At 37.9% G+C, this 22,803-nt stretch carries 19 protein-coding genes, 1 rRNA gene and 1 riboswitch; of the genes, 13 read left to right on the forward strand and 7 right to left on the reverse strand.

What is annotated here, in order from left to right; translation table 11 throughout:
* Nucleotides 1-94, forward strand: a 5S ribosomal RNA gene (rrf, locus tag ABH968_RS25545); the annotation flags it as partial.
* Nucleotides 95-241: 147 nt separating this feature from the next.
* Here the strand turns inward: rrf and ABH968_RS25550 are convergent.
* Complete coding sequence (locus tag ABH968_RS25550; protein ID WP_370048534.1) at nucleotides 242-706, reverse strand: GNAT family N-acetyltransferase; 465 nt, start codon at nucleotides 704-706, stop codon at nucleotides 242-244.
* A 158-nt stretch (nucleotides 707-864) separates the two neighbouring features.
* Nucleotides 865-1,596: a class II chromate reductase ChrR gene (gene chrR / locus ABH968_RS25555; protein ID WP_370048535.1), complete on the reverse strand. Its 732-nt coding sequence runs from the start codon at nucleotides 1,594-1,596 to the stop codon at nucleotides 865-867.
* Nucleotides 1,597-1,879: 283 nt separating this feature from the next.
* Here chrR and ABH968_RS25560 point away from each other — a divergent pair, with 283 nt between their 5' ends.
* On the forward strand, nucleotides 1,880-3,400 hold the full coding sequence (locus ABH968_RS25560) for a succinyl-CoA:acetate CoA-transferase ScpC (RefSeq protein WP_370048537.1): 1,521 nt from the start codon (nucleotides 1,880-1,882) through the stop codon (nucleotides 3,398-3,400).
* 327 nt (nucleotides 3,401-3,727) lie between these two features.
* Here ABH968_RS25560 and ABH968_RS25565 read toward each other — a convergent pair whose 3' ends face one another.
* Entirely contained in the window at nucleotides 3,728-5,209 is a 1,482-nt protein-coding gene (locus tag ABH968_RS25565; protein ID WP_370048539.1) for a DASS family sodium-coupled anion symporter, read from the reverse strand.
* Between the two features lie 183 nt (nucleotides 5,210-5,392).
* Nucleotides 5,393-6,025, reverse strand: a complete 633-nt coding sequence (locus ABH968_RS25570) for a glycerol-3-phosphate acyltransferase (RefSeq protein WP_370048541.1) — start codon at nucleotides 6,023-6,025, stop codon at nucleotides 5,393-5,395.
* A gap of 291 nt (nucleotides 6,026-6,316) precedes the next feature.
* Nucleotides 6,317-6,430, forward strand: a riboswitch (SAM riboswitch).
* Nucleotides 6,431-6,548: 118 nt separating this feature from the next.
* Here ABH968_RS25570 and ABH968_RS25575 point away from each other — a divergent pair.
* The 3 genes from ABH968_RS25575 (at nucleotide 6,549) to ABH968_RS25585 (ending at nucleotide 10,310) form a co-directional block, all read left to right on the forward strand.
* The gene (locus tag ABH968_RS25575) at nucleotides 6,549-7,850 is read left to right on the forward strand and encodes an O-acetylhomoserine aminocarboxypropyltransferase/cysteine synthase family protein (RefSeq protein WP_370048543.1); all 1,302 of its coding nucleotides are present in this window, start codon (nucleotides 6,549-6,551) and stop codon (nucleotides 7,848-7,850) included.
* A gap of 396 nt (nucleotides 7,851-8,246) precedes the next feature.
* Nucleotides 8,247-8,633: a hypothetical protein gene (locus ABH968_RS25580; RefSeq protein ID WP_370048544.1), complete on the forward strand. Its 387-nt coding sequence runs from the start codon at nucleotides 8,247-8,249 to the stop codon at nucleotides 8,631-8,633.
* A 690-nt stretch (nucleotides 8,634-9,323) separates the two neighbouring features.
* Entirely contained in the window at nucleotides 9,324-10,310 is a 987-nt protein-coding gene (locus ABH968_RS25585) for a homoserine dehydrogenase (protein ID WP_370048546.1), read from the forward strand.
* Between the two features lie 54 nt (nucleotides 10,311-10,364).
* On the opposite strand, the gene ABH968_RS25590 is transcribed toward ABH968_RS25585, so the two are convergent.
* The gene (locus ABH968_RS25590) at nucleotides 10,365-10,595 is read right to left on the reverse strand and encodes a MerR family transcriptional regulator (RefSeq protein WP_370048547.1); all 231 of its coding nucleotides are present in this window, start codon (nucleotides 10,593-10,595) and stop codon (nucleotides 10,365-10,367) included.
* A gap of 149 nt (nucleotides 10,596-10,744) precedes the next feature.
* On the opposite strand from ABH968_RS25590, the gene ABH968_RS25595 reads away from it, so the two are divergent.
* The 4 genes from ABH968_RS25595 (at nucleotide 10,745) to ABH968_RS25610 (ending at nucleotide 14,468) form a co-directional block, all read left to right on the forward strand.
* Complete coding sequence (locus tag ABH968_RS25595) at nucleotides 10,745-10,969, forward strand: hypothetical protein (protein WP_370048549.1); 225 nt, start codon at nucleotides 10,745-10,747, stop codon at nucleotides 10,967-10,969.
* 462 nt (nucleotides 10,970-11,431) lie between these two features.
* Entirely contained in the window at nucleotides 11,432-12,124 is a 693-nt protein-coding gene (locus ABH968_RS25600; protein WP_370048551.1) for a response regulator transcription factor, read from the forward strand.
* The gene (locus tag ABH968_RS25605; protein WP_199777833.1) at nucleotides 12,102-12,257 is read left to right on the forward strand and encodes a hypothetical protein; all 156 of its coding nucleotides are present in this window, start codon (nucleotides 12,102-12,104) and stop codon (nucleotides 12,255-12,257) included. Before ABH968_RS25600 ends, ABH968_RS25605 begins: the two co-directional genes overlap by 23 nt.
* A gap of 15 nt (nucleotides 12,258-12,272) precedes the next feature.
* Nucleotides 12,273-14,468, forward strand: a complete 2,196-nt coding sequence (locus ABH968_RS25610) for a histidine kinase dimerization/phospho-acceptor domain-containing protein (RefSeq protein WP_370048553.1) — start codon at nucleotides 12,273-12,275, stop codon at nucleotides 14,466-14,468.
* Nucleotides 14,469-14,814: 346 nt separating this feature from the next.
* Here ABH968_RS25610 and ABH968_RS25615 read toward each other — a convergent pair whose 3' ends face one another.
* Entirely contained in the window at nucleotides 14,815-15,963 is a 1,149-nt protein-coding gene (locus tag ABH968_RS25615; RefSeq protein WP_370048555.1) for an acyl-CoA dehydrogenase family protein, read from the reverse strand.
* 457 nt (nucleotides 15,964-16,420) lie between these two features.
* Here ABH968_RS25615 and ABH968_RS25620 point away from each other — a divergent pair, with 457 nt between their 5' ends.
* The 4 genes from ABH968_RS25620 (at nucleotide 16,421) to ABH968_RS25635 (ending at nucleotide 21,349) form a co-directional block, all read left to right on the forward strand.
* A complete protein-coding gene (locus ABH968_RS25620) occupies nucleotides 16,421-17,500 on the forward strand; it encodes a metallophosphoesterase (RefSeq protein WP_370048557.1) in 1,080 nt (359 codons plus the stop codon).
* A 125-nt stretch (nucleotides 17,501-17,625) separates the two neighbouring features.
* Nucleotides 17,626-18,459, forward strand: coding sequence for an undecaprenyl-diphosphate phosphatase (locus ABH968_RS25625; RefSeq protein ID WP_370048558.1), 834 nt, complete (start codon nucleotides 17,626-17,628; stop codon nucleotides 18,457-18,459).
* A gap of 238 nt (nucleotides 18,460-18,697) precedes the next feature.
* Nucleotides 18,698-19,999, forward strand: a complete 1,302-nt coding sequence (locus tag ABH968_RS25630; RefSeq protein WP_370048560.1) for a protoglobin domain-containing protein — start codon at nucleotides 18,698-18,700, stop codon at nucleotides 19,997-19,999.
* Nucleotides 20,000-20,386: 387 nt separating this feature from the next.
* A complete protein-coding gene (locus ABH968_RS25635; RefSeq protein ID WP_370048562.1) occupies nucleotides 20,387-21,349 on the forward strand; it encodes a 2-hydroxyacid dehydrogenase in 963 nt (320 codons plus the stop codon).
* Nucleotides 21,350-21,514: 165 nt separating this feature from the next.
* On the opposite strand, the gene ABH968_RS25640 is transcribed toward ABH968_RS25635, so the two are convergent.
* On the reverse strand, nucleotides 21,515-22,315 hold the full coding sequence (locus ABH968_RS25640) for a TIGR00266 family protein (protein WP_370048564.1): 801 nt from the start codon (nucleotides 22,313-22,315) through the stop codon (nucleotides 21,515-21,517).
* Nucleotides 22,316-22,803: the final 488 nt, after the last annotated feature.

Genomic DNA, 22,803 nt, shown 5'->3' on the forward strand with positions numbered 1-22,803 from the left:
TCACACCCGTTCCCATACCGAACACGGAAGTTAAGCTCTTTAGCGCCGATGGTAGTTGGGGGCTTCCCCCTGTGAGAGTAGGACGTCGCTAGGCACCAGAAAAAGTCGAGGATGTATTCCTCGGCTTTTTTATTTGCAATTTTTTAGTAAGTTAACCCTACCTTATTAATTGAAGAAGTGTCGACATTATATAAGCCCAGGCTCAAAATTAATTGAGTACTTGGGCTTTGGTGTTGCATTATCAAATCGTTTTAGCCATTGTTATATTCGTAATTTCATAACCCATTTTTTCATATAAGCTACGTGCAATTTTATTATGACCAAAAACGTTTAGACCAATTTTATTCATACCTAACTCTTTAGCAATAATTTCAGCTTCTTTCATTGCTTTCTTGCCATACCCCTGCCCTTGATATTGTTCAAAAATCACAAAATCATATATAAAACCTTCATTAGGATTTGTAGGCGCCTTTTGTGAAATCCAAATCATTCCAACTAAGATATCGTTGTGAAAGATAGAGAATAAATGATTATTCTCGGTCTTCTCATTTTGTGGTAGTAGTCGTTCAAATGATTCCCTCGACAAGTCAATCGCTTTATCTTCACTCCAATTTCCGGAAGCGATCTTGTCTTTTGCATAGTCTTCAATTGCATAACTGATATATTGTTTGAACTCCTCTTGGTTCATAGGTTTTAATGTAATCAATTTATTTTCCTCCTATTCTATTTATTTAATTTTAGCATCTTTTTAAAATTTCCCATAATGATACCTGAAACCGTTCATCGTACAATCCAATTAAACAAAATATAAAAAAGTGGAGTTACTATCATAAGATAGTAACTCCACATAGCTTGTTGATGAATTTATTTCCAATTAAAACCCTTTTTCGCTAAGAAATCTTTGATATGAGGACGGCGTTGTTCAATTAAAAAATCAGCCATTTGCTTTGTCCAGTTATCAATTTTTCGATTGGATGAGCGATTATTATAGTATGCTTCCATTGTGTCGTTGTAAGCTGGTAAAAGCTCCTCGTATTTTTCTGCATTGTATTCATTTTCATGTAATACTGCTGCGACAGGTAAACGAGGTTTTACTTCATTGCGACGAGCAGGAACCCCAATTGTTAAGCCGAATAGTGGGAAAACATAGTCAGGTAGATTGAATAATTCGCTTATTTCTTCAAGCTTATTACGCACTCCTCCAATGTAACAAATTCCATATCCCATAGATTCTGCGGCAACGACAAAGTTTTGAGCGAATAATGATACATCTGCTACTCCAACAAGTACGTTTTCTGCCGAATCAGCTACAATGTCTACACCTTCTAATTTACCTGCTGATTGAAGGCGCTTGAAATCTACACAGAAGACAAAGGCACCGCCAGAAGTTTCGTATTGACGAGGATTACCAGAGAACAATCCTAATTTTTCTTTTTTCTCCGCATCTGTTACCCAAATTACACTATAAGCTTGTACAAAATGTGATGTAGCAGCCATTTGTGCAGTAGCAATTAATTCTTCAATAATTTCTTTTGAAATCGGATTTCCATCATAAATACGAACCGAAGAGTGGTTCCGTAATAATTCTTTAACCATTTATAAAATCTCCTTTTCCCCTTTATATATATCAAAAGCATATCACGCTTCTTCTTCAAAATCGAATTTTTTCGATTTTGAAGTTATTTTCAGATAATTTACGAATGTATAAAATCTCTCGTAAAATAAAATATTCTGTTAGTTATAGATTAAAAATTCTAAATAGTTTAAAATTATCTATGGACGGTTTATTTGGTTGGATTTCTAATAATTGGATGACTATACCAAGGGGTTAAGCCGAGTAATTAGTTGAATAAAAATAAAGTAGGATGGAGGAATAGGGATGGCAGAAAAGTTGGCGAAAAAGCTTCGTAATGAACAGCTACGGAGCAAGGTTGTAACAGCAGAAGAAGCAGCATCTTGGATTAAGGATGGTATGGTACTTGGGATGAGCGGGTTTACACGTGCTGGTGATGTTAAAGTGGTACCTCTTGCACTTGTGGAGAAAGCTAAAAAAGAGAGCTTCCAGGTAGATGTATATACAGGTGCATCACTTGGCCCAGAAGTTGACCAATACTTAGCGGAAGCTGGCGTTATTCGTAAACGTGGACCTTTCCAAGCGGATGCTGGTATTCGTAACAAAATCAACAGTGGTGAAATCACATTTGTTGATGCGCATCTATCACATAATGCGGAGTTAGTACGTCAAGGTATTATTGGTCCTATTGATTTTGCGATTATTGAAGCGGCTGCTATTACAGAAGACGGCTTACTAATTCCTACAACTTCAGTTGGTAACTCTCCGATTTTTGTGCAAGAAGCAGACCAAATAATCATTGAGTTGAACGTAGCTCAGCTTGATGCATTAGAGGGTGTCCATGATATTTTTGTACCAGGACCACAGGGGAAACGTGATCCAATTCCATTACAAAATGTATCTGATCGGCTTGGCGCAATTGGCATACCACTAGATTTAGATAAAGTAAAGGGTATTGTAATTTCAGATATTTTAGATGCGCCATCAACGATCGTTCCTGCAGATGAAGAAACAGATATTATGGCCAATCATTTATTGAATTTCCTACGAGAAGAAATAAAAGTAGGTCGTTTAACAACAAGCTTAAGACCAATTCAATCAGGTGTAGGCTCAGTTGCAAACGCCGTTTTATTAGGTTTTAAAGATTCTGAGTTTGAGAACTTAGAAGTATATTCAGAAGTACTGCAAGACGCAGTATTCGAATTAATTGATGCAGGAAAGGTGAACTTCGCATCTGCTACTTCTATTACCCTTTCCGAGGAAGTTGGAAACCGAGTTTATGGTGATTTTGAAAAGTATGCAGATAAACTAGTATTACGTCCGCAAGAAATTTCTAACCAACCAGAAATTATTCGCCGACTCGGGTTAATTTCTGTTAATACAGCACTCGAAGTAGATATTTATGGCAATGTGAATTCTACGCATGTTTCTGGCACGAAAATGATGAATGGAATCGGCGGATCCGGAGACTTTGCACGTAATGCACGATTAGGTATTTTCGTCACAAAATCTTACGCGAAAGGCGGAAATATTTCTAGTATCGTTCCAATGGTATCGCATGTAGATCATACAGAGCACGATGTAGACGTTATCGTAACAGAGCAGGGAGTAGCAGACTTACGCGGGCTTGCTCCAAAAGAACGGGTTGGGCTCATTATCGATAACTGTGCACACCCGGAATATCGTGAGCAATTATGGAAGTATTTTAACGATGCCAATGAAGCAACAGGTGGACACCATACGCCACACGAACTAGAAAAAGCGCTCTCCTGGCATGTGAATTACGCAAAAAATGGTACGATGAAGAACCCTGCTTTATCGAAATAATAAAAATAAAAGCCTTGAAGGACAGTTGACTTGTTCCTTCAAGGCTTCTTCTGGCTCATCATCAAAAGTTGTGGATGACATTTATAAAAACATATGTCATGTATATTAGTTGATTGGAGTGGAGGCTGGGCGACTCCTTGGGGATCAGCAATAGTGGAACGAAGGCTAAGAGCATCACATCCTGTGATAACGCCTTCGTGACCAACCTCGTGTTGGCCCGAGACCCTGGAGCGAGCTGCGCGAGTGAAGCGGCTCATCGGACGCCCCCAGGAAAGCGCCCAGCCGGAACGGAAATCAACCACGCTTTATGGTGGTGATCCCTTATCCTTACAGTAATCCAATCCATTTCCAATATGTTGCGGAAAATAGAAGAACTAGGATGTATCCAATAATCGTTAATGGTATACCAGATTTTAAGAAATCCTTTGTTGTAAAGGCTCCTGTACCATAGGCAAGCATATTTTGCGGTGCACTAATAGGTAAGAGGAAGCCAAAGCTAATAACGAATTGTTGCACGATAACAAAACCAACCTGATCGACATTAGCCGTTAATGTTGAGGCTAAAACGATAAATACCGGTACAAGTGCAGATGCCAAGCTTGTTGCACTCGCAAAACCTAAATGAATAATAATATTAAATAAAGTAACAAGCGCGATTGTTGCTAGAATTGGCATAGAATCTAAACCGAGTGAACCGAATACCTTATCTGATAACCAAGATGCACCTTTAGTATTAAGTAAGACTGTTCCTAGCATAATTCCTACTGCAAAGACAATAATTGTCCCCCAAGGAATATGAGGCTCAACTTGCTTCCACGAATAGACTCCGATTTTTGGCATTAATAAAATGGCGATTGCAACGATTGTGACGGTTGTCGTATCGAATGGGTGGAGTTTGCCCTCTGTAGCCCAGAAAAATAGTAAAACTACCGATGTGATGATTAATCGAATTTCGGGAGCTTTTAATGGACCAAGTTCCGCAAGCTGTTTTTTGATTACTTCTTTACCACCTTCAATATTACTTGTTTCAGGCTTAATTAGTGTAGTCATAATGAAAAATAGAGCCACTGACATGATGATTGAGAAGGGGGCAGCGTAAAGTAACCAGGCACCCCAAGAAATATCTACACCGAATTGTTCTTTGATGAAATTTAAAGCGACCATATTTTGAGCTGCTGCCGTTTTAATACCGATATTCCAAATGGAAACAGCTTGTACAGAGGTAATGACAAGTAAAGCAGCAAGTCGACTATCACGTGGTAAACCAAATGCTGCTACCATTCCGAGTAGTATTGGTACAACTGCGCCTGCACGTGCAGTAGCAGAAGGGACAAAGAATGCGAGTGCAATAGATACTAAAATAGCACCGAATACAATGGCTTTCGTTTTTGTCCCAACTAGTGAAAGTATCCATAGCGCAAGACGTTTATGTAAATTAGTAATTTGCATGGCTGCCGCTAGGAAAAGAGCTGCTGCTACTAGTGCAACTGCGGAATTACTAAATCCGCTTAATGCTAACTTTAATGCATCCGATGTTCCTAGCGCTCTCGTTGGATCTTCCATTGACGGAGCTAACCCTAGTAAGATTGTAACGAGAGCAATAATCATGGCAGAGCTAACGGGATAGGATACTGCTTCTGTAACCCATAGGATGACCGCGAAAGCTAAGATAGCTAAAGCTCGTTGTCCAGCTACAGGTAAATCGCCGTTGTTAGGTAAAAAAGTAATGATGATTAATGAAGCGAAGGCTAATCCAATCCATAGCGGCTTCAAATTACGTTTTGATTTTGCTTGTTCAGAAGTAGACATACTTTTTCATCCTTTCTATTACAATTTTCTATAACATCGGCTAGTAAAATGCTTTATTAAGAAAGTTGATTTGTCTATTTATTGTAAAAAAACTAGTATGTGAAATACCCTCTATTTATAGCGATAATGGGCAGTTACGAGAAAATATGCGGCCATAGAAAAGACAAAAATATCCAAAATATATTATTTTTTCTTTTTGAATGCAGAAGTCACTTTAGGTTCAGTTCCTATCATCAGTCGCTTAATATTTTCGATATGCAAAATGATGGCTAAACCAAAAAGTAATAGGGCTATAATCGTTGGGCCAACTCCAGGAATCCATAAATAAGTGGCTGTACAAAAAACGAGATAAAATTCAAGTACACCGACAATTAAATAGTTCGTCGCGAAAGATAAAATAACAAATAAAATGAGTGCAAATAAGCCAATTTTCCAATCAATCGCAAGTAATATCCCTATGATTGAAGCAGTTCCTTTACCGCCATTGAAGCCCATATAAAATGGGAAATTGTGACCTAGAATAACACCAGCAGCTACGATATAGAGAAAGAGCCAAACTTGTACTTCTGTTAATTGTGTTATATCTGCTAAATAGACATGTGCACCGATTATAGCTATAACGCCTTTACCGATATCGATCAGTGCAACTAATATGCCGTATTTCCATCCAAGGGAAAGTGTTGCATTAGAGGCACCTGCATTGCCATGACCAGTCTTTTTTAAATCTACCCCGGATAAAAACTGAGCAACTTTAGAGCCGTGAATACAGCCAATCAAATAACCGACAAGAAGAAAAATAATAACAGCTTTTATCATAAAAATCCTCCTTTCTAATAAGCTCATCACCATAGCGTGAGGTTGATTTCCGTTCCTACTGGGCGCTTTCCTGGGGGCGTCCAGTCTCCACTCAACTGATATAAAGGCATACATTTTAACAAATTGCATCCCTAACTTTTGATGATAAAAATTATAAATACCTAAAATAGTGTATGCGCTCGTATTACGTAAAAAAGCAGACAGAAGTTTCGGAAAAAATAAAATTTTAGTGTTGACAGAGAAAAAATCTATGTTTATACTTTGTAACAACGATGGAAATTGAATCTCATACTCTTATCAAGAGCGGCGGAGGGATAGGCCCTATGATGCCCGGCAACCAGTAAGTGACGAACTTGCTAAGGTGCTAATTCCTACAGATTCTTACTTGGATCTGGCAGATAAGGGGAGGAAAACTTGCAACCGCAACCCTCTTCTTAGCTGAAGAGGGTTTTTGTTTTCTACTGAAAAAATCCTCCTCATCTCCGGTACCATCGTAAAAAAAATAACCATTTGGAGGTATACAATGACAAAATTTAAACCAGAAACATTGCTGTTACACGGTGGCCAAGAGCCAGACCCGGTAACAGGATCTCGTACAGTACCCGTATATCGCTCAACGGCTTTCGTTTTTAAAGACACTGCTCATGCGCAACGTCTTTTTGCCTTAGAGGAAGCTGGCAATATTTACACACGAATTACAAACCCAACTGTAGATGTTTTTGAAAAACGCGTCGCTTTATTAGAAGGCGGTACAGCAGCAGTAGCACTTTCATCTGGTGCAGCAGCAATCGCGTTTTCCATTTTAAATCTTGCAGGGGCAGGCGATGAAATTGTTGCAGGTAGCTCTTTATACGGAGGTACTTATAATTTATTCGCTAACACACTACCAAACTACGGTATTAAAACGATTTTTGTAGACGAAACAAATCCAGAAAATTTCCGAGCAGCTATTACTGATAAAACAAAGGCTGTGTTCGCTGAAATTTACGGTAACCCAAGTTTAAAGGTATTAGATATTGAAGCGGTAGCAAATATAGCACATGAAAACGGCTTACCATTAATTATTGATAGCACATTTGCTTCACCATATGGCTCTACCCCAATTGACTTCGGTGCAGATATCGTTGTTCATTCCGCAACAAAATGGATAGGCGGCCATGGTACAACTTTAGGTGGCGTTGTAGTAGATGCAGGGAAGTTTGATTGGACTCGTGGGCGTTTCCCAGGCTTTACTGAGCCAGATGCATCTTATCACGGTTTGCGTTATGGTATTGACACAGCAGAGGCTGCATTTGCCACAAAACTGCGTGTGCAATTGCTACGCGACTTTGGACCAACATTAAGTGCCGATGCAGCATTTAATTTATTACAAGGTTTAGAAACGCTTCATTTGCGTATTCCTAAACACAATGAAAATGCATTAGCGGTAGCCGAATATTTACGAAACCACCCATCTGTGGAATATGTAAATTACAATGGCTTAGAAGATTTTGCTACGCATGATTTAGCTAAAAAATATTTAAGAAATGGCTTCGGTTCAGTGCTTACATTTGGCATTAAAGGTGGACGTGAAGCAGGGCGAAAATTAATCGATAGTGTGAAATTATTCTCGCACGTAGCAAATGTAGGGGATGCCAAATCATTAATTATTCATCCAGCATCTACTACACATCAGCAACTATCAGCTGAGGAGCTAATCCAAACTGGCGTAACCGAGTCGCTCATTCGCTTATCCATCGGTTTAGAGGCAGTAGAGGACATTATTGCAGATTTAGAACAAGCTATTGAACAAGTAACAGCTTCACAACAAAAAATAGAAGCTTAATAAATAAAACATATTGGCTAATGTTGTAGCGTTTACGTATTTTCTCATTCGATAGGCCTCATTTGGTAATGCGTCAAACGTTGCTGCATCATCCGCTCACCTCATTTGGTGAAGTAACTGAAATTTCCTAAAAATAATACCTAGTAATTTTATAAGTATTATTGACTTAATTAATTCCTTGCTTTATACTAGGAAATAAGAAAAGTGTTCGAAGGGCTACCAACCTAGAACCAATTTAAAGCGCCGACTAGTTGATCGGTAAAGTGTTTTCAATCAATGCTCAAACTAAATTAGTTTCATAAGTGCTCCCCCACTTTTGAATATATACGAAGAGGAGTAGTTGCTCAGCCAGTAGCTACTCTTATCTACAAAACTGATGATAAAGGAGTGTTTTAAATGGGAAATGTGTATAGTGCGCAAAACATGGCATCTTATCTTATTTATGAGTTAAATGAAGGTCATGTGTTTGTGAACAACATGTCCATTCAAAACATACTTGCGTCAGTTGAGAGTAAATGGCAAGAGATCTTTGGACATTCTGCTTTTAAGGAAGTCGTTTATGTCAACGAGGAAGGCTATACAGTACAAGAAATTTTCGAAGCTTATGAAGGCTATGGAACAAGTCATATTCCTCTACCTGCGACAGAGTATTATTTAAAATACGGCACATTCCAATTAGTTGAACGTACGTATGCAATACCAAATTTTACGCAGGATGAAATAAGACTGGTGCAACGAGCTTTAACACAATATCGTTATAAATTGCTAGCCAAAGCTAGTTAATTATCCCTCATATAATTGGGCTCATTCTCTGCTGCTACAGGGAATGAGCTTTTTAATTAGATAAGGAAGATAGACCAGCATAATTGAAAAATTTTTTAATTAATATATTTCAAAAGAACAATTTTTATAAATGTCTTTACATACATATATATAATAGAAGAAAGGCATTTATTTTAACTTCTTTCAGCAAACATCCACTGAAAGAGAGAAACTCAGTCTAAGAACGCCACGTCCTGTGGCAATTTATCTGTGCGACAGTAAAGCGTCAACTACAATTATACCGAGGCATAATTGATAAAGAATCGTCAATAGTTGCTCAATTATTATAGATCAAGTGAAAAAACATATAATAAAAGGGATGAAAACGATTTCCTTTGCACGTCTACAGGAAACAAATGTCCATCCTAGAAAGATTTTTCTTGTGCAATGTATGTATTTACGTTACAATTTTCTTTAAGTTGATTTTTGAATTATTTGAATTTGTTTGTTTCCCAGTGTATCTTCATTCAGGATGTTTTTTGTAGCGAAAGTGAAACGCCATGACTAAATATCTGTCTGAAGACGAAGTGTTAGAAACACGGCAAACTGACCTGCTTTGTATAGTCGGCGCACAATTCAAAATCTGTAAGAATTAAGCTGAGACGAAATAAATATAATGAAACTGCGGAATGTAAGTTGGAGGGAATAGGAATGGCAACTATAAAGGCAGCTATATTAGGATTTGGAACGGTAGGTCAAGGAATTTACCATATATTAAACGAAAAGCGTGAAGAGCTTAAAAATAAATTAGGAATTGAGCTAGAAGTAGCAAAAATTTTAGTTACAGACACTAGCCGTGAACGTGTACCAGGTACAGCGCATTTAATGACAACTAGTATGGATGAAGTCTTAGCAGAACCAGGTATGCAGGTTGTTTTTGAGGCGATCGTCAATGAGGAGCCAGCATTTACTTATTTAAAGCGCGCTGTTGATCATAAATGTCATGTCATTACAGCTAACAAAGTAATGTTTGCAAAACGAGGCTTGGAGCTACAGGATCTTGCAAAAGCAAATGGTGTTTTTGTAGGCTTTGAGGCAACAACTGCTGGTGGTGTACCAGTTATTAAAACGATGAAAAATATTTTGCTTGTCAATGATGTTAGTCGTATTCAGGGTGTTTTAAATGGGACATCCAACTATATATTAACGAAAATGCGTTCACAGGGCTGGTCGTTCGAAACGGCTTTAAAAGAGGCGCAAAATTTAGGCTATGCAGAGGCAGACCCATATAATGATATTTCAGGACAGGATGCCTTTAAAAAATTAATGATTTTAAGTGCTTTGGCATTTGGTGAACAACCAGATTGGGCTGACGTCGAGGTGGTTGGCATTGATAGTATTTCGGCAGAGCAAGTAAAAGAAGCGTGCGAAAAAGGCTTGCGTTACCGCCACGTTGCTGAGGTTGAGAAGCTAGCAGATGGTAAAGTAGTAGCAATGGTTGGTCCGCAATTAGTGGATAAAGAACATCCGCTTTATCCAGTTGATGACGTCAATAATGCTGTGGCATTGGATACAAATTATATTGGTACATTAACGCTAATAGGACCTGGAGCAGGTATGTATCCAACAGCTAGTGTAATGGTTGAGGATTATGCTGAAATTATCGGTAAAAGAGCTGGGTTTGTCGTAACAATATAATAGATATGCCTATCATTCAACAATGTTCAACTTGTTTGAATGATAGGCATTTTTTTAATCCTCATCTTTAACATCAATATCCTCTGGAATAGGTGTATTCCGCCAAATTTCAATTTCCTCTTTAATACGATCTAGCTGCTCAAAATAAGTACTAAACTGCCCGCTATTAATCAGTATTTGGTCCCCGTCGTATACGGAACGAATACGGCCCTCGTAAACTAGGCGAATTATTTGATCCTCTGGCATACCAAGGTCTATGGCTGTTTCTTCAATGGTTTTATACATTTTTTCGCTCCTTTTGCTGTTTTTATTATAACCTCCCTTTAATAGAAAACCTACTGTGGGTTAATAAATGAAGGAAAAAGGCAATTGTTTGCTTTTGGATAAATCTGTATTATTAATGTTAATGAGTGGTGACGGTTGAGGGGCAATACATGATGTATCCTGAAATGGTCATGGAAATGGACAAGTTTAACTGCTACGAGCATTGCGTTATTCCAAGGTCTTTTTTTTCATCAATTCGTCTAACAGGTGTAGCTATTGGAACAGTTGTAACGATTGGTAGCGCTCTTGTCTTTTCTGGTGCTTTTGAATGGATGCTATGGAAATCACAGCCGACAATTGTGTGGGGAATAGTAACTGTAATAGCAATTCATTAATAATGGGGAAGGGGCTGTCCATATGGGAGGGATTGGACTAGCCCTTTCTGCAGGTCTCTCCTTTGCACTGAACTGTTACACTTTCAATAGTAGAGCCCTTTCCTAGATTGGCGTTGTAATGTTACTAGATGGTATTGTCGCACTAACATTAGGAGGACGAAAAACGATTTGTGGACAAGTCATACAATACAATCTTAAATATTTTTTATTAGGAAAAAGTAGGGTTAATCAGTATTATTTATTGCTATTTTTCTTATTTACATATGTTGAAACATATGCCCTGTATATAAATTGATTGGAGTGGAGGCTAGGCGCCCCCAGGAAAGCGTCTAGCTGGAACGGAAATCAACCCAACTTTATAGTGACGAGATTCATTAAAACCTTAAGAAATTCTTCATTTTTATAATAACTGGTTTTTAAGATTTAAAAGGTACACTATTAATTGAGAGCGAGGTGTATATCATGACGAAACTAACAGTTCTTGTAACAGATGATGATCAAGATATTCGTGATGGTATTGAAATCTATTTAAAGAATGAAGGCTACAATGTCATTAAAGCTGCTGACGGCTTAGAGGCACTCGAAAAATTAGAAAACAATGAAGTTCATTTAATTATTTTAGATATTATGATGCCAAATATGGATGGAATTACAGCGACGTTTAAAATTAGAGCAGAGCGCAACATTCCAATTATTATGCTTAGTGCAAAAGCGGAGGATGGCGACAAAATTCATGGTTTGTCTGTAGGCGCAGATGATTACGTCACAAAGCCTTTTCATCCATTAGAGCTATTGGCTCGGGTGAAATCTCAGCTGCGACGTTATGTACAACTTGGGACGTACAATGATGGAGCAGCAAAGGTAGAAATCGACGGACTTGTATTAGATGAAGATGCAAAGGAAGTCAATTTAGAAGGGGAGCCTGTTCGATTAACACCAATCGAATATAAGATTACGGAATTATTAATGAAAAATGCAGGGCGTGTATTTTCGATAAGAGAGATTTATGAACGTGTGTGGAATGAGGAAGCTTACAATGCAGAAAATATTGTGGCTGTACACATTCGAAAAATACGTGAAAAAATCGAAGCAGATCCGAAAAATCCACGTTATTTAAAGGTGGTGTGGGGCGTTGGCTATAAAATGGAAAAATAAAATAGAGCAGTATGCTACAATTGCAGGGTTTGTAGCAGGGGTTATTGGACTAATTTATTTTGGTGTGTATGCCTATCAGATAGTAACTTCCCGCTCTTCGGGAATGCTACAATTGCTTGAGAGAATTTTTTAGAGAGGAGTTAAAAGTATGTTAAAAAATTGGAAACCTCTTCTCGCTCTTATATGTTTAATCTGGGTAATTTTTGGTATATTTACGTTCTCTAATATCGGGTACCAATATATTGGGAAGTCATATTTTCAATCTGAAAATTTCCAGCATGAACTTGATAATTTCCAGTCAGAAATAGGACCATTAGTGTTAAATATACCAACGGCTGAGGATTTAAAAAGTAAAATTGTGGTGACACAAAGCGAAATTGAAGAGCATCGAAATTTTTATGGAACATTAGGACAACAAATAGATAATATTAAGGTTCAATATGAAGAGCGTATTCAAGAAGCTGCTAATGTTAATGCAGCGGAATTAAAAACAAAGCTTGAAAAAGAGCGGGATGCAAAAATTAAAGATATAACGGCTAATTTTGAGGATGATGAGCATGTCCGTAAAAAAATTCTAACTCAAAAGGAAGAGCTTGTTGATAAATATATAAAGGCAGCAAAAGAAGAAGCAAAAAGTTTTGTGAAAAATTATAATTACTGGTCTTATGAATTAACGAACACTGAAACAGACAAAACATATCGTTCAGGTGATATTTCGGATAGTAATGCTTTTAAAATAAAGTTCACAGGGCAACATCCATTAACGACTTCGAATATCAGCAGTTATTTAAATGATATTTTTTATCGAACTGATATCAACGTGGATACAGAAAATTTAAGGGAAACTTCTGATTACACTGGTATCATAACCATCTCGAAAAAATCAGCACAAGCAGTCGACATTTTGGAAGGATATGACCATTTTACACGCAATCAATACATGTTCTACTTTTTATGGTTAACGAGTATTGTGGCAGCTATTTTTGCATGGAAAGGGCGTAAAGAAGTACTGCAGATGGTACAAGGTTTAAAGGAAAAAGAAGCTCTTGCAAAAATGAAAATTGATTACCCAATTGGATTATTATTAATAAGTGCATTCATATATTTTATAGCATCTGAAATTGCTTTTGAATCGATTGAGTTTGTTTCTTATCAATCTAACTATGTACATTACTTAATTAGTTTGCTGTTTAAAATAGGTGCCTTAATCATTATTGCAGTGCTGTTCTTTGTACAGCTTATTTGGTTGTATGATCGAGTGAATACAACACAGAAATTAAAAGAGGACTTAAAAGCTAGCTATTTATGGTCACTAGGCGGATCAATCACAGATTTATTTATAAATCGTTCCATTGCATTACATTCAATTGTGATGATTGGGGCAGCATTTTTCGGTGGTGGCAGCCTTGTTGCCTCAATGATAGGAGGTGGCGGATTCCCCGTTCTAGTTTTGGGCATCTGCGCAATGATTGGTATTCCAGCCATGATTCTCTTCCTTTCGAGAATGGGCTATTTAAACCGAATTATGAAGGATACAAAAGACATGGCAGAAGGGCGTTTAAATCGCGATGTCAAGGTAAGGGGCAAATCACCATTCGCGGGGCATGCCGAAAATCTTAATCATTTAAGAGAAGGCGTAAGCACGTCTATGCATGAGCAGGCAAAAAGCGAGCGTTTAAAAACAGAGCTTATTACGAATGTTAGTCACGACTTACGCACGCCGTTAACATCCATTATTACGTATACAGATTTACTGAAAAATCCTGATATTACTGAGGAAGAGCGTAAGCAATACATTCATATCCTTGATAAAAAATCAGAACGTCTAAAATTACTGATTGAGGACCTTTTTGAAGTGTCTAAAATGGCGAGTGGTAATATGGAGCTTCATCGCAGTCGAGTTGATTTAACCCAGCTTGTACAGCAGGCGGTAGGGGAGCATGAGGAAGATTTAGCACAAGCTCATTTAGATTTACGCCTGACAAAACCACATGAGCCAATCTACGCGTATGTGGACGGACAAAAATGGTGGAGACTGATCGATAATTTAATCGTTAATGTATTGAAATATGCATTAGAAGGCACACGTGTTTATGTAACATTGAAACGTACGGCAGAAGGTGATGCTGAATTCACGGTGAAGAATGTTGCGAAATATGAAATTAGCGAGGATGCCGATGAGTTATTTGAACGCTTTAAGCGAGCAGATGCTTCACGCCATACAGAGGGCTCAGGGCTAGGCTTAGCCATTGCACAATCCATTGTAGATTTGCATGGTGCTCGTATGAGTATAGAGGTAGATGGAGATTTATTTAAGGTAATCGTTCGAATTCCAACAGCATAAACAAAAACAGCGGCAATCATTTTGCCGCTGTTTTTTGTTATGGCGGTTCTATCCATGATTTTGGCGGTACTATTCGTCACTCCGGCTCTTTATACCGTCGCTTAGGCACAATCATCCGTCGTTCCGGCCTAACAATCCGTCGCTTTGGTTACTATCCGTCACCCCGGCTCTTCACTTTAAATCGCTGCCAATTCGCTAGCGCTACACTTTCACATCTACATATCATTTGTGCTGGAATTTTTTTATCACAGTAAAGTGATGCAAAGCGAAGCGGCTCATCGGACGCCTGCAGGAACGGAAATCAACCCCTCGTTTTGTCGAAGAGCCATACATCTCACTTTCAAAGTTATAACCCTAAATTCTTGGCAATAATCACTTTCATGACTTCGTTGGTACCTGCATAAATGGACATGACAGGAATATCTCGATATCTTCTAGCAATCTTGTATTCCTCCATATAACCGTAGCCACCATGTAACTGCATACACTGGATAGCAAGCTCGCGTGCATTTTCTGTTATCCAGTATTTTGCCATTGAAACTTTTGTCACAACATCATTTCCTGCGATATGTTCCTCTATTAAAGATTCTAAAAATGATTTGCCAAGTTCAATTTTTGTAGCCATTTCAGCTATTTTAAATTGCGTATTTTGGAAGTCACTAATTGATTTTCCAAAAGCTTCGCGTGATTTTACATAATCAATTGTTAAAGCTAGCATGTCCTCAGCAGCGGCTTGTGCGGCGATGGCTACTGCTAAACGCTCTTGCTGTAGCTTTTCCATCATATAGATAAAGCCTTTACCTTCTTCACCAAGGAGATTCTCTACAGGTACGCGACAATCCTCAAAATATAGCTCGGCTGTGTCCTGCGCGTGCATGCCAACTTTTTCGAGTTTGCGACCTTTTGTGAAGCCTGGTGTCCCGTCTTCAATGACAAGGAGGCTAATGCCACGATGCTTTTTTTCTGCCTGAGGATTTGTTTTTACAGCAACGACCGCTAAATTTGTATGAATACCATTTGTAATAAATGTTTTTTGTCCGTTGACGATATAGTGATCGCCATCACGAATAGCAGTTGTTTGGATGTTTGCCAAATCTGAACCTGTGCCTGGCTCCGTCATAGCAATTGCAGTAATATGTTCGCCTGTAACACATTTCGGTAGCCAGCGTGATTTTTGCTCATTTGAGCCGTATGCCTCAATATAAGGAACGACAATATCGTTATGCAGACCAACGCCAATAAGGCTCGAACCAACGCGCTCTAGCTCTTCTTGAATAATAACGCCAAAACTAAAATCTAGTCCGAGACCGCCGTATTGCTCTTCTACTTGAGGGCATAGAAAGCCCATTTCCCCAAGCTTACGCCAAAATTCAAGTGGAATAAGATGATCTTTCTCCCATTGTGGATAGTGTGGCTCGGCTTCTTCTGCTAAAAACTTACGTAAGGTTTTACGAAATAACTCATGCTCTGTTGATTCGAATTTATATCTTGTCATAGGAACAACACCCCTTTTTCGCTCGTACATGCGTTAAATTTGCTCTTGCAATTATAATGTTACTGAAATATTCAGAAAAATTAAAGTATATTATTCATAGATTTTTTACATAATCTTATAATTAGGTTGAATGGGGATTTTACCATTACATAGGTTTGATTTCAAAAGCGCTTTCTTAGGGCGTCCGATGAGCACTCCAGGGTTTCGTTTGTGATCCTAAAGGAGTCAAACAACCTTCAGTGGTGGATGGTTGTATACGGCTTCATGTAATCGCCTAGATTACGATATCGTCACTTTCCTAATTAGATTGTCATGTAAATCATACGGTTAAATTACAAGGAATATGTACACTTAATATTATGAGCTGATTGGTTGACCTTTTGCACTTACTTTCTATAAGAGGATGTTAAGTATAATGCTATAATCAACTAAGACTATATGAAAGTAGGGAACTGAAATGCCTAAAGTAGTTGGTGGAATTCTTTTATTAAGTATATATAGTGGATTAACTTTTTACTTAGGATGGGGATTGAGACATTGGCTTGTGGCAATGGGATGGTCCCGTTATCCAATTTTATATTGGTTAGTGCTGTATATCATTGCGTTTAGTATTATGATTAGCAGATTGCATGAGTCTTTACGGGTGTTTTCAATTATCCATAATTACTGGATGTTTATTTTTGAATACGGATTACTACTTTGTTTGGCAGCACACTTGATTCTTTGGCTAAGTCCTTTTAAAAGTGTACAGATAATTGGTGGTATTGCAGTTGCTATGTTGTTTCTACTAAGTATTGTGGGCACTTATTTAGCGTATTCACCTGTTGTTCGTCATTTAGAAATAACGATGGATAAAAAGAGTAGTGAGCTAGATTCGATGAGAGCTGTAGTTGCATCAGATTTTCATTTAGGTGTTCTATCACATAAAAAACATTTACAGCGTTTTGTTACGTTATCGAATGAAGCAAATCCGGACATCGTCTTTTTAGCTGGGGATATTGTGGATGACGACCCTAAATGGTTTGTTAAAGATGGAATGGCAGATGTGATGAAACAATTAACATCTACATATGGAGTGTATGGTGTACTGGGCAATCACGAGTACTATGGTAAGAAAATTCCTGAATTTATTAAAGAGATGGAAAACGCTAATGTAAAAGTTTTGTGTGATGAAACTATTAGAATCGATAATGTGTTAGTATTAACGGGGCAAGAGGATATTACAAACAAGAATAGAAAGCAATTAGATGCATTGAAGACAACAGATGACTTGCCTTGGTTTGTCATGAATCATACCCCGAATGATTTAATTACGCCTGCAAAAATGGGTGTAGACTTCCATATGTCAGGTCATACACATAAAGGTCAACTATGGCCTAATCAGTATATAACAGCTCGTGTATTTGAGCTCGATTATGGTTATAAGATCAAGGAGAAAATGCATACACTTGTTTCATCAGGTTTTGGCTTTTGGGGTCCTCCAATGCGAATAGGCAGCCGCTCCGAATTATGGGTTGTAGATATAAACTTTCGTTAGTTGGTAAGTTGGCCAGATGGCTCAGTCTACTCATAACTGAATGCTATAGTCATAGTATATGAGTATATGAAAAAGTGTATTTTATAATATGTTGGTATTTAATTAATAAAAGGTAAGGTGACAATGTGGATATCATTGAATTATTAAAGGCGATTATTTTAGGCTTTGTCGAGGGAATGACAGAGTTTGCACCAGTGTCGTCAACAGGTCATATGATTATTGTGGACGATATGTGGCTAAAGACAGAGGAGTTTTTAGGGATGTATCCCGCCAATACATTTAAAATCGTTGTACAGCTAGGCTCCATTTTAGCCGTAGTCGTTGTAATGTGGAAACGAATGTTAAATTTAGTTGGACTCTATAAAATTGATGGCCAATCGAAATCAGTGAAAGGTCACTTCAACTTATTACATGTTATTGTGGGCATGTTACCAGCGGTTATATTAGGTTTTGCGTTCAAAGATTTTATCGATGATCATTTATTTAAAGTAGAGCATGTTGTTTATGCTTTAGTAGCTGGAGCACTTTTAATGATTGCTGCAGATAAATTAGCACCGAAAAGACCAAAAGTAGATTCTCTAGACAAAATTTCTTATGGTTTAGCATTTAAAGTAGGGTTAGTACAATGTTTTTCACTTTGGCCAGGGTTCTCCCGTTCAGGTGCAACAATTTCTGGTGGTGTACTATTTGGAATGAGTCACCGTGTAGCGGCAGATTTTACTTTCATTATGGCAGTACCAATTATGGCGGGTGCTAGTTTAGTGTCTGTACTGAAAAACTGGGATACGCTATCTATGGATTATTTTGGATTTTATGCAGTGGGCTTCATTAGTTCATTTATCTTTGCATTACTCTCAATTAAATTCTTCTTAGCACTTATTTCAAAAGTGAAATTAATGCCATTTGCTATTTATCGTTTAGTACTAGCTGCTGTACTAGCTGTTATTATCTTTATGTAATTAAAAAAGTCACTCTTCTGTTCAGAATGAGTGGCTTTTTTTAGCGTTTTTATCTTGTTTTAAGAAAAATCACATGGTTAATAAGTATTGTTTGAAAGTATGATAGATTATTGCTTATTGTAAAAACAGATATTTTTTACCTATATATTGTCATTTTATTTGTTTAGAACTTATAATTGATTCAGAGAGTTTTTTGTTTTCGGATAATATTTAGTAGAATAGACACAGACACAGTGGGGTGGAGAAATTGTTTCAAATTGGAAATAGACCTAAGAAAAATACAGTTGAAATAAGTGATGAATCAAGCATAGGGGTTATTATTCAAGATCAGGAACGTTTATTACAGTTAGATCTAGTAAATCTAACTAGAGAAGATTTGCAGTTGATCAGAAGTTTAAAACCGTATATTGAACGAAATGTCTTAGAGGTAGTAGCGGCATTCTATCAGGCAATTGAAAGTGTGCCAGCCTTACGTGAGGTTATTGAAAAGTATAGCTCTAGTGAGCGGTTACGCCAAACATTACGCCATCATATTATAGAAATGTTCGAAGGGCGTATAGACGATGCATTTTTGGAGAAGAGAAGGCGAGTAGCGAAAATGCATGTGAAGATTAACTTGTATCCTAAGTGGTATTTAGCAGCCTTTCAAAATCTTGAAAAATTTTTAAGAAATATTATTTATAAGCTTCAATTATCGAGGGACGAAGAAGAAAAGTTTTGTGATGCCATCAGTAAAATCTGTAATTTCGAACAACAGATTGTCCTAGAGGAATATGATAATTATGCTAATACATTAATTGAGAAGCAACAGGATAGTGTTCGAGCACATGTTAAGGAAATTATAGGTGGGATATCTACGCAGCTAGAGACTCAATCTCATAGTACCAATGAAACAGTGACCGAACTTGTTTATAACGCCAAGGAAGTGAATGAATATTTGAAGGAAAGTATCGATGAGGCAAAAACAATGCAAAAGGTATCGTCTGAAGGCTATTCTAAAATTACATTAATTAATGAGCAAACAGGAAAAATTCATCATAAGACAGTTGAAATGTCGGGTATGGTGGAGCAATTAGATCACTCTTCCTCAAAAATCAATGCTGTTATCGAAATAGTGAAAAGTATTTCTGGCCAAACAAATTTACTGGCGTTAAATTCGGCTATTGAGGCTGCACGTGCAGGGGAACATGGAAAAGGCTTTGCTGTCGTGGCGAGCGAAGTTCGTAAGCTTGCAGATCAAACGAAAAGTTCGGTTGAACAAATCGCGGATCTCATAACAATGTCTAATGGAATTACAAACCAAGTTGTTCAAGCAATTCATGAAATCCAAGAGCTGGTGAACAATAGTATTGAGCAAAACGCAGAATCTTTAAAAGCATTCGATGCAATATCTGGCTCAGTAAACGGTTCTATCTCAAACTTCCAAAACGTTGGCCTGAAAATAACGGAATTGTCAGGAATTATAGAATCAATTGGAGAATCTTCCGAGGAATTAAAACAAGCTGCCAATCGATTAGATACAACAATCAGAGATTTTTAATGACTATGCATAAAGCCTATGCATAGTTTTTTTGCTTATCACCTTAACGTGTGGTTGATTTCCGTTCCGACTGGGCGCTTTGTTGCTGACGCTTCGCTTTCGCACAGATAAAACATTTGTTGCTGACGCTTCGCTTTCGCGCAGACTCATAAACCAACTGTTTAAATAAAATGTCATTTTCAACTTTTAATGATAAGCCTAGTTTTATTTTTCATAAATGATAGGACAAAATCGCCTTTCTGAAGGATAAAACAATAAATAGACGGATGAAGTTTGTAGAGTGATAGAAAGGAATAGCTATCACACACGTAAAGATAAGAAATTCCTAGAAAATGAGCGTTCTAAGTGTTACGCTATAGGCGAATTGAGTAGAGGGGTGTTCGGAATATGAAAAAGAAATTATTTATTACACGAAAGTTCCCAGCGCATATAGTTGAGCCGTTGAAAGAGTATTATGATATCAAACAATGGGAGGAGGAGGAAATTGTTATACCACGGGAAAAACTATTGGCAGCTGTTGCAGATTGTGAAGTATTGTGGGTAACGATTGCTGACCAAGTCGATGAAGAGTTATTGTTACATGCACCCAATCTAAAACTCGTGACTAATTTAGCAGTTGGATTTAATAATATTGATGTCAAAGCTTTGCGTAAGCGTGGAATAATGGCGACTAATACTCCAGGAGTTTTAACAAATACGACTGCAGATTTAGTATGGGGATTATTGCTTGCGACTGCTCGAAGAATTCCAGAAAGCGAACGATATTTGCGTGAGGGTAAATGGAAAAGCTGGTATCCGATGCAATTAGTAGGTAAAGATGTTTCAGGATCCACTATAGGAATTATTGGTATGGGACGTATTGGCCAAGCTGTTGCAAGACGAGCAAAAGGTTTTGATATGAAAATTTTATACAATAATCGTAGACGTCGCCATGAAGTAGAAGAAATGTATGGCTTTCAATATGTATCGTTGGAGGAACTTTTAAAACAATCGGATTTTGTTGTTATTATGACACCTTTTAACAATGATACTGTAGGACTTATAGGCGCAGAGGAACTTGCTTTAATGAAGGATGACGCGGTATTAATTAACGCATCACGTGGTGGCATTATCGATGAGAATGCACTGTATGATACTTTAAAAAACGGTAAGTTGTGGGCAGCAGGGCTGGATGTCTTTGAACAAGAGCCTATTGCGTTGGATCATCCATTGTTGACGCTTCCAAATGTTGTAGCACTTCCGCATATCGGTAGTGCTTCGCTTCAAACTAGAACTGCAATGCTGATGCTGAACGTTAAAGAACTTACCGCATATGGGCAGGGCAAGGCTGTAACGAATCGAATAGATTAATGACACCCGGAGATAACCCCCAGGAAAGTAGTGATGAGGAGATTGAAGCCAAGGCCGCGGAAAGCGCCAACTCGGAGTGAAAATCATACACATTATTTTATATTTGTCGACAAGCTGAAAGGAGCACTTCGTAATTAGATGTGCTCCTTTCATAAATAGCGTCCATTATTTATTAAACATATCAAACAAACCGCCAATGCCACCTTCGCCTTTAGATTGACCTCCACCGCCTTGAGAAATTGGTGCTGCAGCAAAGACGCGGCTTGCTAATCGGCTAAATGGTAATGATTGGATCCATACTTTACCCGGGCCCTTTAAAGTAGCGAAGAAGATACCTTCACCGCCAAATAATGCAGTTTTTACGCCTCCAACCATTTCGATATCGTAATGTACATCAGATGTCATAGCTACTAAACAACCTGTATCAACACGTAATATTTCGCCAGGTTGTAGAGTCTTTTCGTGAATAGCTCCACTTGCATGTACAAAAGCCATGCCGTCTCCTTCAAGCTTTTGCATAATGAAGCCTTCACCACCAAAGAAGCCAACACCGATTTTTTTCTGGAATTCAACGCCGATTGAAACTCCTTTTGCAGCAGCTAAAAATGCATCTTTTTGACAAATAATCTTTCCGTTTAATTGACTTAAATCCATTGGAATAATCTTACCAGGGTATGGAGAAGCAAAATACACATGACGTTTACCTGAACCAACGTTCGTAAATGTCGTCATAAATAAACTTTCACCCGTAATTAGCCGTTTTCCAGCTCCAAATAACTTACCCATAAGACCACTTTCTAGGCTTCCTCTTGAACCATCGCCAAAGATAGTTTCCATATGGATAGAATCATCCATCATCATTAAAGCTCCAGCTTCAGCAACTACTGTTTCTTGAGGGTCAAGCTCCACTTGCACGTATTGCATATCATCGCCATATAATTTGTAGTCAATTTCGTGATTATTCATAAAGGGATTCCTCCAAAAAAATAATTTTGTTAATGTATACGATTATAAGTTGCATTAGTTTCATTGCATAATTAATTAATTTAGAAAAAAAGGGAATAAGCTAGTGAATGTCGAATATAAAAAACTAGAATGAGTATTTTTTATTTTCATTCAGCTGAAAATTTGTGATTGTTTTAACTTCTTTTAGCGTGTGTCAAACATCCGCTGAAAGAAGTTAAAGCCTCCGGCGGATGTCACGGAATCGGAAAGGAGTTAATAAGGGATGTTAGCCTAAAATCATCGCATCCATGGGATAACGGCTAACTGACCTGCATCAGTGCCGCTGCCGCTACGCTTTCGCGCAAAAAACATCTGTTGCTGTCGCTACGTTAGCACTGCGCTTTCGCACAAAAAACATCTGCAGGCCTAAGCACAAAGCCGATTCCGGACGCAATTATGCCGGGGCATAATTGATTACTCACAAAAGACCTTCATCCGTAACTGACATC

The sequence above is a fragment of the Lysinibacillus sp. RC79 genome, from assembly GCF_041262405.1.
Lineage (GTDB): Bacteria > Bacillota > Bacilli > Bacillales_A > Planococcaceae > Lysinibacillus.